This window comes from Oceanimonas doudoroffii (assembly GCF_002242685.1).
GTDB lineage: Bacteria > Pseudomonadota > Gammaproteobacteria > Enterobacterales > Aeromonadaceae > Oceanimonas > Oceanimonas doudoroffii.
Map to the genome: position 1 here is coordinate 2,067,703 of NZ_NBIM01000001.1, position 17,453 is coordinate 2,085,155.

Here is a 17,453-nt window from a genome sequence, read left to right on the forward strand (position 1 = left end):
GGCCTGGTCCGTCAATAACATTAAAGCAACATTCATTCTTGATTACGGAGGGGCCATGGCCGCCGACACTCATTCCCCGGTTCTGGGCCTGGTGCAGCGCATCGAGGAAATCCGCAAACGTTATTTTCCCGGCATCTGCGTGGCCGCCACCATCGGCATTGCCGCCAGCTTTCTGTCTCAGCACTACGGTGCCCCCGCCATGCTGATGGCCCTGCTGCTGGGGCTGGCATTCAATTTTCTCAGTCATGAACCCCAATGTGCCCCGGGCCTGGAGCTGTCGGCCAAGACCCTGCTGCGCCTGGGCGTGGCCCTGCTGGGCCTGCGCATCACCTTTGGCGACGTGCTCACGCTGGGTTGGCAGCCCATGCTGATGGTGTGCTCCGCGGTGGTGCTGACCATCTGCTTTGGCGTGGTCATGGCCCGCTGGCTGGGCTTTTCCAAGGAGTTTGGCACCCTTACCGGCGGCTCGGTGGCCATTTGCGGCGCCTCGGCGGCCATGGCCATCAGCAGCGTGCTGCCCCAGAGCGAGCAGGCCAAGCGCGACACCCTGTTTACCGTGATCAGCGTCACCACCCTCAGCACCCTGGCGATGATCTTCTACCCCATGATCAGCGAAGCCCTGGGGCTGTCGGATCAGGAAGCCGGCCTCTTTATCGGCGCCACCATTCATGACGTGGCCCAGGTGGTGGGCGCCGGCTACAGCATGTCGGCCGAGGTGGGTGATCTCAGTACCTTCGTCAAGCTGCTGCGGGTGGCCATGCTGGTGCCCATCGTGATGACCATCGGCATTCTGATCCGCCGTGCCGCCAGCAAGCAGGGTCAGGCCGGCGGCGGCAGCCGAGTGGCCATTCCCGGGTTTCTGATCGGCTTCGTGGTCCTGTTTGTACTCAACAGCCTGGGCTGGATTCCGCAGGATCTGAGCGCCCCTCTGGCCAACAGCTCATCCTGGCTGCTGCTCACCGCCATCGCCGCCCTGGGCGTGCGCACCCAGCTCAAGGACATTCTCTCGGTGGGCTGGAAGCCGGTGCTGCTGGTGGTGCTGGAGACCGCCTTTATCGCCCTGCTGGTTATCGCCTATCTGCTGCTGATGGGGTAACCCCGCCCCCGTTATTCCCCTGGCGAACAAGGCCCCGTACTGGCGGGGCCTTTTTGTCAGGTCATGTCCTTGATCAGTGCCACCAGGGCTTCGATGCCGGGACGTATACGCTCGGCGGCAATGGAGGAATAGCCCAGCCGAAAATAATTGAGCGGCACTGTTTCACCCTGAAAATGAATATCGCCGGGCTCGATCAGTATGCCCCTGTCCGCCGCCTCCTTGCGCAATATGCGGCTGTCGAGACCTTCGGGGCCCTGCACCCAGTAGCAGGAGCCGCCAAAGCCGGGCTGGCGGCTGGAGCTGGGCAACAACTCGTCTAGCGCCGCGCCCATCTCCCGCCAGCGTTCTTCGTAAGCCCGGGCCAGGTTCATGATCAGGGCGTCGTGATAGCCCCGCTCCAGAAACAGTGCCACCGAGCGCTGGTTGTTGGCGGCCGGGTGGCGCAGCATCAGCCGGCGCAGGGCGCGGGCCTCGCGAATCAGCTCCGCCGGCCCCACCAGGTAGCCCAGCCGGAGTCCCGGCGCCAGGGTCTTGGACAGGCTGCCCACGTAGAGCACCCGGTCATTCTTGTCCAGGCTCTTTAACGCCGGCGTGGGATTGGTCTTGAAGTTGGTCTCGCTTTCGTAATCGTCCTCGATGATCAGAAAGTCCTGCTCGCTGGCCTGCTTCAGCAATTCAAAGCGCCGCTCCAGGGGCATGGTCACCGTGGTCGGGCACTGGTGGCTGGGAGTGGTGTACACCAGGTCACAGCCGGACAACCGCTCATCGACGATCAGTCCCTGCTCATCCACCGGCAGCGGGCGAACCTTTGAGGGGTTCATGGTGGCGATATTGCGAATGTCGACATACCCCGGATCCTCAATGCCGATGGTGCTGTCCTTGTCGAGCAGCAACTTGGCCAGCAGATAGAGGGCCTGCTGGGCCCCTACCGTCACCAGGATCTGGTCCGCTGAGGCCCAGACGCCGCGCCGGGGCAACAGCCGGGTCCGGATCTGCTCGATCAGCAGGGGATCATCGTTGTCAAAGCTGTCGGACGCCCAGTCGCGAATGGCGGGAATGCTCACCGCGTCGCGACAGCACTCACGCCAGTTGTTGCTGGGGAACAGGCTGGGATCGAACTGGCCGTAGATAAAGGAATAAGGGTATTTCTGCCAGTCTCTGGGCTTGCTGATATTGTGCTGGTCGCTGGGGCGCACCTTGAGTTTACGGCTCCAGTCCGGCGGCGTGCCCGCTGTGGTGGGCGCCTTGGCTTCGGGCAGCTCCGGGCGCTTTGACAATATCTCCGGGTTCACAAAATATCCGCTGCGCTCCCTGGCCAGCAGGTAGCCGTCGTCGAGCAGGTGCTCATAGGCCAACACCACGGTATTGCGGGCAATGCTGAGCTGCTTGGCCAGCTTGCGGCTGGACGGCAGCGGGCTGTCGACGGGAATGTTGCCGTTAAGAATGGCGGCGGCGATTTGTTCGCGCAGCTGCTGCTGCAGGCTGGTGTTTTTTTCCGTGGAAAGGTGGAACAGCTGAAACATGAAAAGGCTTACCTTTCAGTGAGTTGAATTCTATGGCGAAACCACGCACTACGCCCTCTGAGTCGAACCTTGTAACTCAGAGGGCAAAAAAGTAAAACCCTTGTTAACAATCAAATGCAAATTTACAGATGCTCGTCACGCAAATGGTACCAGTGATAGAGCATGCGCTGGCCCAGGCGGCGGAAGGGCGCAAACAAATGCCCCGGCAGCGGCGAGTTGTAAATGGGCAGCTCAAAACCTTCCTGAATGCCGGCAATGCGCTGGGCCATGCGCCGGCCGGCATGGGCCGAGAACATGACACCGTTGCCGCCGTAGCCCAGGGCATAGTAGATCTGCTCCTTGTCATCGGGCTGATAGATGCGCGGCATCATGTCGTGGCTGACGTCCACCCAGCCCCACCAGGAGTAGTCGATCTGAATGCCGGTGAGCGGCGGAAACTTGCGATGCAGGCCGTCAATCAGCATTTGCAGGTGCTTGGGGTTGCTGGCATCGGCCCCGGTAATGGAGCTGCGGCTGCCGATCTGCACGCGGTTGTCGGGCAGCTTGCGATAGTAGTAACGCAGGGTACGGGTGTCGGTGATCACCTCGTTGGTCCTGAAGTTACAGGCATCCAGCTCCTGCTCGGTCAGCGGCCGGGTTACCAGGGAGTTGGACAGTATTGGCATGATCTTGCTGTTCAGGCTGCCGTGCAGGCCCTGGGAGGTGTAGCCCCCGGTAGCCACGCCCACCGCCCGTGCGCGCACCGTGCCGCCCGGGGTCTTGATGTGGTGCACACCATTGATGGTTTCCCAGCCCAGCACCGGACTGGAGGGATGTATGGTCACACCCAGGCTGCGGGCCCAGCGGTGATAGCCGTGCGCCAGCTTGAGCGGGTGCACACCGATGCCGTCGGGCTCGTGCATGGCACCCACCGCCTCGGCCTCGTTGACGTAGTTGCGGCTGAGGGTGGCCTTGTCGAGCATCTCGGTTTCATAGCCGAACTGCTCGCGCAGCACCTTGGCTTCCGCTTCCAGCTTGCGCATCGCCTTGTCGCGGTGGGCAATATAAAGGTGGCCGCCATCCTGGGGATCGCAGTCGATATTGCCGTCCCGAATCAGGCCCTTGAAGGTGTCAAAGCCTTCCCGCACTTCTTCGTGCATTTTACGCGCGGTGCTCAGCCCCCAACGCTTGACCCACTGGGAGCGGGTCAAGCGGCCCGAGGCATTCTGGGCCTGGCCGCCGTTGCGGCTGGTGCAGCCCCAGCTGACCTGGTTGGCCTCGAGAATGGTAGCCTTGATGCCGTGATCCCGAGCCAGGTGCAGGGCCGCAGACAGGCCGGTAAAGCCGCTGCCGATAATCACCACGTCGACATCCATGTCAGCGGTTACGGGGCCATCATCCTCCGGCGGTGTGCCGGCAGTGGCAACCCAGTAGGTGGGGGCGTACTGCTGACCCCGGCCGGGGTTGGGCGCCACCAGGGGATCATAGCCGGGATCGTAACGATCCAGCACGGTGTCGGCCTGTGCCGGCTGGCGGTAATCCGCCCGAGTGTTGTTGACCATATCCATATTTGTGATTCCCGTTAACTGAGTGTGGCTGCCGTGGCTTAGCGCGGATCCAGCAGTGGACGATCCTTGCGGAAGGCCTGTTTCAGCGCCAGCTTGCCGCCCTTGAGGGTGAACAGATCCACGCCGTCGGCCTCAATGCGACGGCCGTCCGGCGTAGTGGCACAGAAGGTCCACTGAGACACGCCCCGATCGCCTACCGCAAAGTGGCTGGTGTTGTTCCACTGCACATCCGGCATGCTGGTCCATACATTGATAAACGCGGCGGCAACGGCATCGGCGCCCTCAAAACGGTTGCCGTGGGCATCGGGGCCGGCGGCGCCTTCAAACACAACATCATCGGTCATGCAGGCCATGACACCGTCGATATCGTGACGGTTAAAGGCGGCGAACAGCTGCTCCAGCAGGGCGATGGTTTTCTGGTTTTCGGTGGACATATCAATTCTCCCTTGGCCATTGAAGTGGCGATGAACCCTGACCCGACGACGCCGGGCCGTTTACATGCTCATAACATTAGGGGGAAAGGGGGCGAGGCCGGTAGCGCCAGTTGTCCGTGTCGGCTTGGACCACCCTCCATCACGAGAAAGAATGACGGCAGGAAAAGGGCAAAGAGAGAGAAAGGAAAGAGGAATACGGCAAGGCCGGGGTGGAGTGCCACCCCAGATACACGATATGAGAAATCAGCGACCGCGGCGCTTTTTGGCGACGCCGGAAAACACCACGTGCAGGTCGGTGGAGGCGGAGTCGCCGTCCAGATTGAGCTTGGCTTCGATGTGATTCAGGTGCTCGGTCATTTGTTGCATGGCCGTGTCCTTGTCGCCGGACTCAATGGCATTCAACAGGATTTCGTGCTCATTAAAGGAGCAATGGGCCTGATGACCGACTTCGTACTGGGCAATAATCAACGAGGTCTGGGACACCACGCTGCGCTGAAAGTTGAGCAGCGGCGTATTATTGGCCATGTGCGCCAGCTCCAGGTGAAATTCACCGGACAGGCGAATGCCGCTGCCCCGGTCGCCCCGGGCAAAGGCGTCCTGCTCTTCCTTGACCATGGCGCGCATGCGGGCCAGGCTCTCGGGTGTGGCGTTCTGCACCGCCAGCTCGGTAACCGCCAGCTCCACCACGCGGCGGGCGGCAAAGATCTGCCGGGCTTCTTCAACGCTGGGTGCGGCCACCACGGCGCCCCGGTTGGGACGAATGATCACCACCTGCTCATGAGACAGGCGCAGCAGGGCGCGCCGAATAATGGTACGGCTGACCCCGAAGATGTCTCCCAAGGCTTCCTCGCTGAGCTTGGTGCCGGGCGCCAGGCGTTGCTCCAGAATAGCGTCAAAGATATGCTCGTAGACGATATCGTCCTGGGTGTTTGAGCTCGACTTGACAGGTCTTGGCTCCAGTTGACTGAGTGAACTCATGCTTTGGTTTCCGTTTGCGATCCTGGCTCGGCGGCATTGGCATGCCGTCTCCACCATTATCAGTTAAAAAATTGTTACATTACACGTATACAATCTAACGCGGTTTTTGCCGTTACGACAGCCGCAATGTCCAAGTCTGTGACTGAACACAAAAAACGCCCGGCCCGGGCGTTTTTTCGTGCTCGAATCACCCGTATGCGCTAGTTGGCGACATCCCGTCTGTGCCGGCATTCGCCGTAAACATGGGTTTCGGCAATGGCCCTGTCATCGCCCAGCATCATCAGCACAAACAGCTTTTCAAACAAAGTCTGCGCATTTTGTATACGTGCCTTCATCAGCGGAGTCGCGTGCAGGTCGATCACCAGGAAGTCGGCCTCCTTGCCCGGCTGCAGGTTGCCCAGCCGGTCGTCCAGGCGCAGCGACTCTGCCCCGCCGAGGGTAGCCAGGTAAAAGGCCTTGAGCGGATGCAGCTTCTGCTGCTGCAGCTGCTGAATCTTGTAGGCTTCGTTGATGGTCTGCAGCATCGAAAAGCTGGTGCCGGCGCCCACGTCGGTGCCCAGGCCCACGCGAATGCGGTGTTGCTCGGCCGAGGTCAGGTCGAACAGGCCGGAGCCCAGGAACAGGTTGGAAGTCGGGCAAAAGGAAATCACCGAGTCCGTTTCCCCCATGCGCTCGCTCTCTTCCTGCTCCAGGTGTACCGCATGGGCAAACACCGAGCGCTCGCCGAGCAGGCCGAAGTGGTCATAGACGTCCAGGTAACCCTTTTGTTCGGGGAACAGCGACTTGACCCATTCGATCTCCTGCTTGTTTTCCGACAGGTGGGTCTGCATGTAGAGATCGTCATACTCGCTCATCAGCCGCCCGGCCACGGTCAGCTGCTCGGCGGTGCTGGTCGGGGCGAAGCGCGGCGTTACCGCATAGAGCTGGCGTCCGTTCTTGTGCCAACGCTCGATCAGCGCCTTGCTGTCGGCGTAGGACGATTCGGGGGTGTCCAGCAGGTAGTCGGGGGCGTGGCGGTCCATCATCACCTTGCCGGCGATCATGCGGGTATTGCGCCGGGACGATTCGGTGAAAAAGGCATCCACCGCCTGCGGGTGCACGGTACCGAACACCATGGCGGTAGTGGTGCCGTTGCGCAGCAGCTCGTCGAGAAACAGCCCGGCCACACGGGCGGCGTGGGCCGGCTCGGCAAACTTGCGCTCCTCCGGAAAGGTGTAGTTATTGAGCCAGTCGAGCAGCTGGTCGCCGTATGAAGCGATCATCTCGGTCTGGGGAAAATGAATATGGGTATCGATAAAGCCCGGCGTGATCAGCCGATTTTCCAGCGTAATCACTTGCGTACCGGCGGGCAGCCGGTCCAGCACTTCCGGTGCCGGTCCCACATCCTGAACATGGCCGTCGGCCACCACCAGCACACCATCTTCGTGCCAGACGAAGGAATCATCGAGGCCGACCCTGGCCGGGTCACCCAGGCTGTACAAAATGGCGGCGCGGTAGGCTACGGGTTGCGTCATCTCTGCGCGTCTCCTTGAAATCAATAAAATCAGGCGTGCTCGGCCTGAATGGCGGCGGGGCTCGCCTCAGCAATGGCGGCCGCGTCACCGGCCTGATAGGCGGCGATCAGCTGACCGGCCACAGACACGGCGATCTCCGCCGGGTGTTTGCCGGCCACCTCGGGCAGGCCGATGGGGCAGATCATGCCGGCCAGGGCGGCGTCGTCAAAGCCCCGCTCCTTCAGCCGGTAATCAAAGCGCTTACGCTTGGTGCGCGAGCCGATCACGCCGAAATAGCGGGCATCCTTGCGCTTGAGAATGCGGGCGCACAGTTCAAGATCAAGCTGGTGGTTGTGGGTCATCACCAGGTAGTAACTGCCGGTTGGCTGATCATCCACCTCGTCCACCGGATCCTCGCTGACCAGGGCGGTCACCCCTTCGGGCAGCTCGGCGGGAAACTCCTCGGCCCGTGAGTCCACCCAGGTAATGCGAAACGGCAGCGTCGCCAGTACATGTACCAGTGCCTTGGCCACATGGCCGGCGCCGAACAGCACCAGGTGATGACGCGGCCGCACCACCGGCTCCAGCATGATGGTGGCCATGCCGCCGCAGCACTGGCCCAGGCTGGCGCCCAGGTTGAAGCGCTCGATGCGCATGTGCTGTTCGCCACCGGCCAGCATTTGCCGTGCCAGCTCCAGCGCCTTGTATTCCAGGTGGCCGCCGCCGATGGTGGCGTAACAGCCCTCTTCGGTCACCAGCATTTTGGTACCGCTGTCACGGGGGGTGGAGCCCTTGTGCTCCACCACGGTGACCATGACGCAGGGTTCGCCCCGCTGCTCCAGCTCGGCCAGGGTTCGAATCCAGTTGTCCTTGAACATGTGTCGCTCCCGGGGCGGCGCACCGCCCCTCTGGTATGCAGATTGCCGGCCGGTTACTTGATGGAAACCGCGTCAGTGGCAGCGGCCTCTTCCTGCTCCACCAGCCCTCGCATTTGCTCCACCGCCCACAGCACCCGCTCGGGCGTGGCCGGCGCGTCGATGTGGGGGTAACGCAGGTAACCGGACACGCTGGCCACGGCGTCTTTCAGCGCACACCACACCGCCATGCCCAGCATGAAGGGTGGCTCGCCCACGGCCTTGGAGTGGAACACGGTGTCTTCCGGGTTCTTGCGGTTTTCCACCAGCTTGACGCGGAATTCCGTCGGCATGTCGGCCACCGCCGGAATCTTGTAGCTGGCGGGGCCACTGGTCATCAGCCGGCCCTGCTCGTTCCATACCAGCTCCTCGGTGGTCAGCCAGCCGGCGCCCTGAATAAAGGCACCTTCCACCTGGCCGATGTCGATGGCCGGGTTCAGGGAGTCACCCACGTCGTGCAGAATGTCGGTGCGCAGCAGCTTGTATTCGCCGGTGAGGGTATCCACCACCACTTCCGAACAGGCGGCGCCATAGGCGAAGTAGTAGAACGGGCGGCCCGAGCCGGTGGCGTGATCGTAGTAGATCTTCGGGGTCTTGTAGAACCCGGTGCTCGACAGCGATACCTGGTTGAAGTAGGCCAGCTGCACGAACTCCTGAAACGACATCAGGGTGTGGCGAATCTGCACAAAGTTGTTCTTGAACACCACTTCTTCCGGACTGACCTGGAAGTGGCCCGCCGCCCAGTCAATCAGTCGCTGCTTGATGGTCTGGGCCGCATTCTGGGCCGCCTTGCCGTTCAGATCGGCACCACTCGACGCCGCGGTGGGTGAGGTGTTGGGCACCTTGTCGGTGTTGGTGGCGGTGATCTGAATGCGATCGATGTCCACCTGGAACTCTTCCGCCACCACCTGGGCCACCTTGATGTTGAGGCCCTGCCCCATCTCGGTGCCACCATGGTTGAGGTGAATACTGCCGTCGGTGTAGACGTGGATCAGTGCACCGGCCTGGTTGAGGAAGGTGGCGGTAAAGGAAATACCGAACTTCACCGGCGTGATGGCAATCCCTCTCTTCAGGATGGGACTGTTGGCGTTGAAGGTACGAATTTCCTCGCGGCGCTTGGCGTATTCCGACGACAACTCCAGATCCGCCACCAACTCGTGAATGATGTTGTGCTCCACCGGCTGATGGTAATGGGTGACGTTGCGCTCGGCCTTGCCATAGAAGTTAATCTTGCGGATCTCCAGGGGATCCTTGCCAAGGTGTGAGGCAATTTCGTCCATCACGTGCTCTATGGTCATCATGCCCTGAGGACCGCCAAAGCCGCGATAGGCAGTGTTGGATGCGGTGTTGGTCTTGCAGCGATGGCCGATCACGGTGGCATCGCCCAGGTAGTAGGCATTGTCGGAATGGAACATGGCCCGATCGACAATGGACGATGACAGATCCGGCGAATAACCGCAGTTACCGGCCACGGTGATTTCTGCCGCCTGAATGCGGCCATGATCATCAAAGCCGATTTTGTACTGGTTGTAGAAGGGATGACGCTTGCCGGTCATGATCATGTCTTCCATGCGCGGCAGCCGCATCTTGGCCGGGCGACCGGTGAGACGGGCCACCACGGCAGCCATGCAGGCAGGGCCGGCGGCCTGGGTTTCCTTGCCGCCGAAGCCGCCACCCATGCGGCGCATGTCGATCACCACCTTGTTCATGGGTACGCCCAGCACACTGGCCACCAGCTTCTGAACCTCGGTGGGGTTCTGGCTGGAGGTAAACACCATCATGCCGCCGTCTTCGGTGGGCACCACGGAGCTTATCTGGGTTTCCAGATAAAAATGCTCCTGACCGCCGATATGCAGGCTGCCCTCGATCACGTGCTTGGCCTTTTTCAGGCCGGCGGCGGAGTCGCCCCGCTGCTGCTTGTGGCTTTCGGTCACAAACAGCTCTTTTTCCAGGGCCTCTTCCACCGACAGCACCGCCGGCAGCTCTTCGTATTCCACAATGGCCGCCATGGCCGCCTTGCGTGCAGTTTCCAGATCATTAGCGGCTACCGCCAGCACCGGCTGGCCGTAATATTCCACCTTGCCATCGGCCAGCAGCGGATCACCGGCCAGCACCGGGCCGATGTCGAGCTCGCCGGGCACGTCTTCGGCGGTAATGGCAATGGCCACGCCGGGGAACTGGTAACAGGGGCTTACGTCCAGTTTGGTGATGCGGGCATGGGCCTTGTCGGACAGCCGGGCATACACATGCAACTGATTGGGGAATTCCAGCCGATCGTCAATGTACTGGGCTTCACCGGATACCTGCCGGGCGGCGCTGTCGTGGGGCACGCTCTTGCCCACGCCGGTTTGCAGTTCCTGTTTCATCTTCGCCATCATTTCATCGATGGTGAGCGTGTTCTGCGGTTTGTTAGACATAAGACGTCACCCTGGTTTCCAGTTTCAGATCCTGTTGCTCGATAAAGCACTTGTACAGCAGGTTGGCTGCGGTGCGAGTGCGGTATTCCTTGCTGGCACGAAAATCCGACAGCGGCTCAAAGTCGGCTTCCAGGGCCTTCATGGCGGCCTTGACCGTGGCCATGTTCCAGCTTTGGCCCAGCAGCGCCTGTTCACAGCCGGAGGCCCGCTTGGGAGTGGCGGCCATGCCGCCAAAGCCGATGCGGGCGTCGGTGACGGTGCCATTCTCGATGATCAGGTTGAAGGCACCACACACCGCGGAAATGTCGTCGTCTATCCGTTTGGACAGCTTGTACACCCTGAAGTGCTGATTGGCGGCGGGCTTGGGCACGATAATGCGCTCGATAAACTCGCCCTGCTCCTGGGCCGTCACCTTGTAGCTGAGGAAGTAGTCTTCCACCGGCAGTTCGCGCACGCGCTCACCCTTGCGCAACACCAGGGTGGCGTTCAGCGCAATCAGTACCGGCGGCGCATCGCCGATGGGCGAGGCGTTGCCGACGTTACCCCCAAGAGTGCCCTGGTTACGGATTTGCAGGGACGCAAAGCGGTGCAGCAGCTCACCGAAGTCGGGATAGTAGCGGTTCAGCGCCTCGTAGCTGTCACTCAAGGAGCGGGCGGCACCAATCACCAGGCCATCGTCGGTCTCTTCCAGGGTTTTCATGTCGGCCACGTTGCCCACATAAATCATGGTGGGCAGCTCGCGGTGGAACTGGGTCACTTCCAGCGCCAGATCGGTGCCGCCGGCCAGCAGCCGGGCATCCGGGTGCTGCTCCAGCAGGGTGGCCAGTTCGGCGCTGCTGGTGGGCGAGAAGCACACCTTGTCGTCACCGCTCAGGGTCACCAGGGTGTCGGTCTCAATTTGCGCCAGTTGCTCCACCAGCTGCTGCTCGTAGCGGGAAAAGTCATCGGCCAGTTGCGGTTGTTCGGCAATGGCCTTGGCGGCGTCCACTATGGGGCGATAGCCGGTACAGCGGCACAGGTTACCGGCCAGGGCCTCAAAGATGTCGTGCTGTCCGGCCGCCGGCTTGTTCTTGCTCAGCGCAAACATCGACATGATAAAGCCCGGGGTGCAGAAGCCGCACTGGGAGCCGTGAAAGTCGACCATGGCCTGTTGCACCGGGTGCAGGCGGCCATCCTTGGACTTGAGATCTTCCACGGTGAGCAATTGCTTGCCGTGCAGTGCCGACACAAAGGTCAGGCAAGAGTTGACCGAGCGATAACGCATGCGGTCACCGTCACGCTCGCCCAGCACCACGGTGCAGGCGCCGCAGTCACCGGAGCCGCAGCCTTCCTTGGTGCCGGTCTTGCCAACGCGGGTGCGCAGATAATTGAGCACCGTCATATTGGGGGACAGGTCCTGCTCCTGTCGCAGCTCCTGATTTAACAGAAAGGTGATCACGGCTTGCCTCCTTCAGGGTTCTGGCGCCTGGCCGAACAAATGAGTTGTTAATATCTTCACATCTAATTAAATTAAAATCTGACTCATGGGTCAACAATTATTTTACACTCAAGTTGCCGGTGCCCGCCACTTCATAGTTAACTGCCTGTTGGCACGACGGTTTCGGGCAAGCCATGAAAGGCCCGGCCTGTTTTCTTTAAGTGTAGTGGGAGCCCTGTTTATCATGTTTGAGACATCCCCAGACCGGCAGGCACACCGCGTCTTTGCCGGTGTAGCCCTGGCCATCATGCTGGGCGCGCTGGAAATCACCCTGCTGATGCCGGCCATTTCCAGCCTGGGGCGCACCTTTGACGCCCCAGCCCTGGCGCCGCTGCTGGTCAGCGGCTATCTGTTCACCATGACCCTGACCATGCCGGTATATGGCCGGCTGAGCGATCGTTTCGGCCGCCTGCCCTGCCTGCTGACGGCCATTGCCCTTTTTATATTGGGTTCGATGACCAGTGTCCTGGCCGACAGCCTGGCGCAGCTGCTGGCCACCCGGTTACTCACCGGTCTCGGTGGCGGTGGCCTGATTGCACTGTCGTTTGCGGTGATTGCCGATGTAATACCGCCTCGTCAGGTGGGCCGCTATCAGGGACTGATCTCCACCCTGTTCGCGGTATCCAGCGTGGCCGGGCCGCTGCTGGGCGCCGCCCTGATCGCCCGCTTTGACTGGCGCTGGCTATTTCTGTTCAAGCTACCCCTGGGCGTACTCGCCATGGGGCTGTGCTGGTGGGCACTGCAGGGCCTGGGACACAGGGGTACCCGCAGCAGGCCCGACCACACCGGCATGGTGCTGCTGGTGCTGGCGGGGGTGGCTTGGGGACTGTCCACCAACACCGCCGAGCTGCTGCCGGCACTGGCGCCGTGGCAGCCGCTCCTGATCGGTTCGGCCCTGCTGCTCAGCCTGTTGCTGCTGGTGCAGCAGTGGCGGCATCCTCACCCCGTGCTGCCGTTGCGGCTGCTGGGCGAGCGTCTGATGGCCATGGCAGTGCTGCTGCTGGCCTTGTCGGAAGCGGTGCGGTTGGGGTTGCTGGTGTATCTGCCCCTGGCGCTGGAGCAGCAGGGGCAGCGGCCGGAAGACACCAGCCGAGTATTGCTGTGGTTTATTCTAAGTGTCACCGCCGGCACCTTTGTCAGCGGCAAGCGCATTGCCCATGTGGGCTACTGCCGTCCCTTTCCCTGGGCCGGTGGCCTGCTGCTGGGACTGGGCTGTGGCCTGCTGTGGGGCTTGGTGAACCATGGCCTGAGCGGCCTCTGGCTGTATGGTGGTTTAATTGCCGCCGGCGTGGGCATCGGCTTTCTGATCGTGGCCTGCTCCATCGCGGTGCAGAACGCCCTGCCCGCCAGCCAGCTGGGGGCTGGGCTGGCGCTGATGAACTTCTGCCGCTCGCTGGGCGGCACCCTGGGAGTGATCTGGCTGGGCTGGCAGTATCAGCAGCAACAGGCCGACTGGTCGGCGCCGGTCTACCTGTCACTGGCCGGCTATGGCCTGGGATGTCTGCTGCTGGGTTTTATCATGCCCGACCGGGAGCTGGGCAACCAGGCCAAGAACCCCTCGAGCTGACTGTCAGGCTTCGGCCAGGGGGCTGACCCGGCAGCCTTCGATCACCATGCGGGTGATCACCTCGGCGGCCTGATCAAAGTCGGTCTCGTCGAGCTCGTCCTTGCCCAGGGCCATGGTGATCTGCCAGTTGAAGTCGGCGTAGGTCTGGGTGGATGCCCAGATGGCAAACAGCAGGTGCTTGGGCTCCAGCCGGGCCATCAGCCCCTGCTCCATCCACTGACTCAGGCGCTCGCTTAGAAAACGGGTCTGGCCGCTCAGGCGTTGAATGATGTCTTCCGGCAGGTGGGGAGCACCGTGCATGATCTCGCTGGCGAACACCTTGGAGGCATAGGGGTAATCCCGGGAGATGAGCAGCTTGGCGCGAATGTAGGCGGTCAGCGCCGTCAGCGGATCCTGATGTTCTTCAAAGGGCGCCGAGGCCGCCAGCAACGGTTCGGTGACGCTTTCCAGCACGGCCCGGTACAGGTTTTCCTTGCTGCCAAAGTAATAGTAGATATTGGGCTTGGGCAACTGCGCCAACTCGGCGATATCGGCGGTCTTGGTGGCGGCATAGCCGTGCTCGGCAAACACCCGGCTGGCTGCGCGAATAATCTTCTCTTCGTTCCTTGCTCTTATCCGTGACATAGTTATTTTTTGGCTCCGTCCACAAAATGCGGGCTTTGTTTTTGCCAACCATACCGGAATACGGTAAAAATTCATAAAAAAAACGCCCACCACAAGGTGAGCGTGAAAAAAGAGTAACCAAGGTTACCCCTCGACCAAAACAACATGTTATCCCAGCGGGGAGACAGCTCCCTCAGCTGCAATCCGCCTGCAGGCCGGCATGCTCGACGCCGGCTACCGCGCAGGCTTCATCCACATCGGACAGATCGCCGGTAATGCCGACGGCGCCGATGATGCGCTTGTTTTCATCACGAATAAGTACCCCGCCCGGCGCCGGCAGAATTTTGCCTTCGCCCAGGGTATTGAGTGACTGCATAAAGCCCGGCCGGGCTGCGGCCATTTCCGCCAGCCCGCGAGAGCTGCGTCCCAGGGCGATGGAGCCCCAGGCCTTGGCAATGGCGATATCGGGGCGCATCAGACTGGAATTGTCCTGCCGCTGCAGGGCCACCAATACGCCTGCATTGTCCAGCACAGCCACGGTCAGCGGCGCGGCCGAGACTTCCTTCGCCCGGTTCAGTGCGCCCTGAATGATCACCAGTGCCTGTTCAAGTGAAACTGTATTCATTACTTAATGACTCCCTGTCTAGCCATACTAAAGTATTACCAACTGGGCCCTAATAAAACATAAAACCGGGACAAAGTTAACAGATTTTTGTATACGTTTAATATAAAGATAATTATCTTATTACCTTTCCCACCATCCTGCGCTCGGTGTTAACATTCCCTCAGTGTGGCCTCACTGGCACATATTTTGCCTGAACTGTGCCATGGACTTTCGGGCCTGCCTGGCCCTTCCTCGGAGAGACGAACAATGCCGGAGTTGCGACAGGTTTCCACGCTGAACTGGTTGATGTGCTGGTTGATGCTCAGCTGCCTGATGATCACCCTGCTGCCCGAGCGGCTGTTTGCCGGCGCCCTGGGTACCTGGCTGGCAGATTACCGCCTGCTGTTTGTGCTGATGATGGTACTGTCGGCCACCTACTTTTTATCCATCGCGGCCATCATGCTGTTTCAGCACGTCTTTTACCGCAAGCAACGGCTGACCCGACAAAAGCTGCTGAAGGAACTGCTGGATTATCTGGACGCCAGTGAAAAGGCGGTGCTGCGGGAGTTCGTCATTCAGCGCAGAAACGTCATAAAACTGCCGGTAACCGAGCCCGCCGTCAAAAATCTGCTACAGCAGGGTATTCTCAGCCATGCCTATGGCGAGCCCGGCGACACCGTCCTGCAGGGGATTCGGCCACTGATGGTAACCCTGGAGGCCAGGCCGCTGCTCACCTTTCGCGTGCTGGGACTGAACCCGGCCAGCATGACCGACGAGCAAAAAAGTCAGATCATGAGCAACCGACCCCGCTATGCCAGCAGGCAGCTGGGCCGGGGCTGAGCCGGCACTTCAGTCGCCGGTTCTTTCCTTCAGGTAACCTTCATAATCGGGAATGCAAATGCTGAAGTCGGCGCTCATCTGAGCGCTGTTAATCAGCATGTCGGCGGTGGCGGCATTGGTGGCTACCGGAATATTCCATACCGAGGCCAGCCGCAACAACGCCTTGACGTCCGGATCATGAGGTACGGCGTTGAGCGGGTCCCAGAAGAAAATCAGCACGTCGATCTTGCCCTCGGCGATCAGCGCGCCCAGTTGCTGATCGCCGCCCATGGGGCCCGACAGCAGGCACTCGACCGGCAGCCCGACCCGACGACCGAGCATGGTGCCGGTGGTGCCGGTGGCATACAGGCGGTGGGGGCGCAGCGCCTCGGCGTGGGTGGATACCCAGTCCAGTAACTGGGATTTCTTGTGATCGTGGGCCACCAGGGCCACGTTCTTGCGGGCGGAAAGGGTTCGTTGCGTCTCTTTCATGGCTACGGCATCCTTAATGATAACTGCCCCCATGGTAGCCAAAGCTGCCTCAAATAAGCAGCCCTGCAAAACACAAAAAGCCCCCTTTCGGGGGCTTTTTCAATGATCGTGAGCTCCGGACTCAGGCCACCTCGTAATAGACGGCGTTTTTGGCGGTCTCCTCGGCCAGAATGGCTAGGGCCACGGGTATGCACTTGCCACACTGGGCACCCACACCCAACTCGCGCTTGAGATCCATAAACTCGCTATGACCCTCGGCAATGGCCTCTTTCAGCTGGCGCTCTGTAATACCCTTGCACAAACACACATACATGGAAATGTCCTCCGCTCTCAGGACAAATCTAAATGATATCAGTTATCAGTGCAAGTCAATTTTGTTGAAAAAAACGACGTCGATCACGGCGTTTTTGCCGGGTTCAGTTTCGCTGCCTGGCGGCAAGGGCATCGACTTGAGCCGACAAATCATAGCCGGCGGCGGCGCACTGCTGCAGCAGCTCGGCCACCGGCTGCCGGGAAGCCTGTGACAGCGCCCACAGGGTGATGGAACGCGTACCGCTGCGGCAAAATGCCAGCGCCGGTTGCGGGTGTGCCTGCAGTGCCTGGTCAAAACGCGCAATGGCGCCCTCGGTAAACTGACCGGAGCTGATAGGTATCCACTCCCAGGCAAAGCCCCGGGCCCTCGCCTGCTCGGCCAGTGCCTCGGCCGCCGGCTGGCCGGCGGCTTCACCGTCGGGGCGGTTGCAGATCAGGGTGCGGTAGCCCAGGGCCTGTAACCGGGGCAAATCCTCGGTGGTCACCTGATCCGCCACCGCAAAATTCGCTGTGACCGGCTTGATATCCATGCTGGCTTCCTCATGCTGTGTTCGGCGCGGACTGCCCGCAGGCCTTTAGATTAGAAGCTACTAACGTAAAGGACTGCACGCAAGCCATAAACGAAAAAAGGAGGCCGAAGCCTCCTTTTTTACAGCGCGGGTTGCGCCAGTCATCAATTACTTGATGATCTTGGCTACAACGCCGGCGCCTACGGTGCGGCCACCTTCACGGATAGCGAAGCGCAGACCGTCTTCCATCGCGATGGGAGCGATCAGGCTTACAACCATCTTGATGTTGTCGCCAGGCATTACCATTTCAACGCCTTCCGGCAGTTCGATGGTACCGGTCACGTCAGTGGTACGGAAGTAGAACTGCGGACGGTAGCCCTTGAAGAACGGAGTGTGACGGCCGCCTTCGTCTTTGGACAGTACGTATACTTCGGATTCGAAGTCGGTGTGCGGGGTGATGGAGCCCGGCTTGGCCAGAACCTGACCACGCTCAACGTCTTCACGCTTGGTACCACGCAGCAGAACACCAACGTTCTCACCAGCACGGCCTTCGTCCAGCAGCTTGCGGAACATTTCAACGCCGGTACAGGTGGTCTTGGTGGTGTCTTTGATACCAACGATTTCCACTTCTTCACCAACGCGAACGATACCACGCTCTACACGACCGG

At 60.8% G+C, this 17,453-nt stretch carries 17 protein-coding genes; 3 read left to right on the forward strand and 14 right to left on the reverse strand.

Annotated elements, in window-relative coordinates; translation table 11 throughout:
* Window positions 1–55 precede the first annotated feature (55 nt).
* Window positions 56–1,096: a YeiH family protein gene (locus B6S08_RS09560; RefSeq protein ID WP_094200477.1), complete on the forward strand. Its 1,041-nt coding sequence runs from the start codon at window positions 56–58 to the stop codon at window positions 1,094–1,096.
* A gap of 56 nt (window positions 1,097–1,152) precedes the next feature.
* Here the strand turns inward: B6S08_RS09560 and pdxR are convergent, their stop codons facing one another.
* The 8 genes from pdxR to xdhA form a co-directional block, all read right to left on the reverse strand.
* Entirely contained in the window at window positions 1,153–2,619 is a 1,467-nt protein-coding gene (pdxR, locus tag B6S08_RS09565; RefSeq protein ID WP_094200478.1) for a MocR-like pyridoxine biosynthesis transcription factor PdxR, read from the reverse strand.
* 122 nt (window positions 2,620–2,741) lie between these two features.
* Complete coding sequence (locus B6S08_RS09570) at window positions 2,742–4,166, reverse strand: NAD(P)/FAD-dependent oxidoreductase (RefSeq protein WP_094200479.1); 1,425 nt, start codon at window positions 4,164–4,166, stop codon at window positions 2,742–2,744.
* 38 nt (window positions 4,167–4,204) lie between these two features.
* The gene (locus tag B6S08_RS09575; protein ID WP_094200480.1) at window positions 4,205–4,600 is read right to left on the reverse strand and encodes a nuclear transport factor 2 family protein; all 396 of its coding nucleotides are present in this window, start codon (window positions 4,598–4,600) and stop codon (window positions 4,205–4,207) included.
* Window positions 4,601–4,843: 243 nt separating this feature from the next.
* Window positions 4,844–5,578 (reverse strand): GntR family transcriptional regulator, encoded by a 735-nt coding sequence (locus tag B6S08_RS09580; protein WP_094200481.1) that lies wholly within the window; start codon window positions 5,576–5,578, stop codon window positions 4,844–4,846.
* Window positions 5,579–5,778: 200 nt separating this feature from the next.
* Complete coding sequence (gene guaD, locus B6S08_RS09585) at window positions 5,779–7,092, reverse strand: guanine deaminase (RefSeq protein WP_094200482.1); 1,314 nt, start codon at window positions 7,090–7,092, stop codon at window positions 5,779–5,781.
* Window positions 7,093–7,121: 29 nt separating this feature from the next.
* On the reverse strand, window positions 7,122–7,949 hold the full coding sequence (gene xdhC / locus B6S08_RS09590) for a xanthine dehydrogenase accessory protein XdhC (protein ID WP_094200483.1): 828 nt from the start codon (window positions 7,947–7,949) through the stop codon (window positions 7,122–7,124).
* Between the two features lie 53 nt (window positions 7,950–8,002).
* On the reverse strand, window positions 8,003–10,402 hold the full coding sequence (gene xdhB, locus B6S08_RS09595) for a xanthine dehydrogenase molybdopterin binding subunit (RefSeq protein ID WP_094200484.1): 2,400 nt from the start codon (window positions 10,400–10,402) through the stop codon (window positions 8,003–8,005).
* Window positions 10,395–11,840, reverse strand: coding sequence for a xanthine dehydrogenase small subunit (gene xdhA / locus B6S08_RS09600; RefSeq protein ID WP_094200485.1), 1,446 nt, complete (start codon window positions 11,838–11,840; stop codon window positions 10,395–10,397). Before xdhA ends, xdhB begins: the two co-directional genes overlap by 8 nt.
* A 223-nt stretch (window positions 11,841–12,063) precedes the next feature.
* On the opposite strand from xdhA, the gene B6S08_RS09605 reads away from it, so the two are divergent.
* Window positions 12,064–13,446, forward strand: a complete 1,383-nt coding sequence (locus B6S08_RS09605) for an MFS transporter (protein ID WP_094200606.1) — start codon at window positions 12,064–12,066, stop codon at window positions 13,444–13,446.
* A 3-nt stretch (window positions 13,447–13,449) separates the two neighbouring features.
* Here the strand turns inward: B6S08_RS09605 and B6S08_RS09610 are convergent, their stop codons facing one another.
* Both B6S08_RS09610 and B6S08_RS09615 read right to left on the reverse strand, forming a co-directional pair.
* Window positions 13,450–14,070, reverse strand: coding sequence for a TetR/AcrR family transcriptional regulator (locus B6S08_RS09610; RefSeq protein ID WP_094200486.1), 621 nt, complete (start codon window positions 14,068–14,070; stop codon window positions 13,450–13,452).
* Between the two features lie 172 nt (window positions 14,071–14,242).
* Window positions 14,243–14,674, reverse strand: coding sequence for a GlcG/HbpS family heme-binding protein (locus tag B6S08_RS09615; protein WP_094200487.1), 432 nt, complete (start codon window positions 14,672–14,674; stop codon window positions 14,243–14,245).
* 246 nt (window positions 14,675–14,920) lie between these two features.
* Here B6S08_RS09615 and B6S08_RS09620 point away from each other — a divergent pair, with 246 nt between their 5' ends.
* Window positions 14,921–15,493: a superinfection exclusion B family protein gene (locus tag B6S08_RS09620; protein ID WP_094200488.1), complete on the forward strand. Its 573-nt coding sequence runs from the start codon at window positions 14,921–14,923 to the stop codon at window positions 15,491–15,493.
* Window positions 15,494–15,502: 9 nt separating this feature from the next.
* Here the strand turns inward: B6S08_RS09620 and B6S08_RS09625 are convergent, their stop codons facing one another.
* The 4 genes from B6S08_RS09625 to B6S08_RS09640 form a co-directional block, all read right to left on the reverse strand.
* Window positions 15,503–15,964, reverse strand: coding sequence for a methylglyoxal synthase (locus B6S08_RS09625; protein ID WP_094200489.1), 462 nt, complete (start codon window positions 15,962–15,964; stop codon window positions 15,503–15,505).
* Window positions 15,965–16,085: 121 nt separating this feature from the next.
* A complete protein-coding gene (locus B6S08_RS09630) occupies window positions 16,086–16,277 on the reverse strand; it encodes a (2Fe-2S)-binding protein (protein WP_094200490.1) in 192 nt (63 codons plus the stop codon).
* A 103-nt stretch (window positions 16,278–16,380) separates the two neighbouring features.
* Window positions 16,381–16,806 carry a protein tyrosine phosphatase family protein gene (locus B6S08_RS09635; RefSeq protein WP_094200491.1) on the reverse strand — a complete coding sequence of 142 codons (426 nt, stop codon included), beginning with the start codon at window positions 16,804–16,806 and terminating at the stop codon, window positions 16,381–16,383.
* A gap of 147 nt (window positions 16,807–16,953) precedes the next feature.
* The coding region (locus B6S08_RS09640) for an EF-Tu C-terminal domain-related protein (RefSeq protein ID WP_245849838.1) at window positions 16,954–17,453 on the reverse strand (500 nt) is incomplete at its 5' end.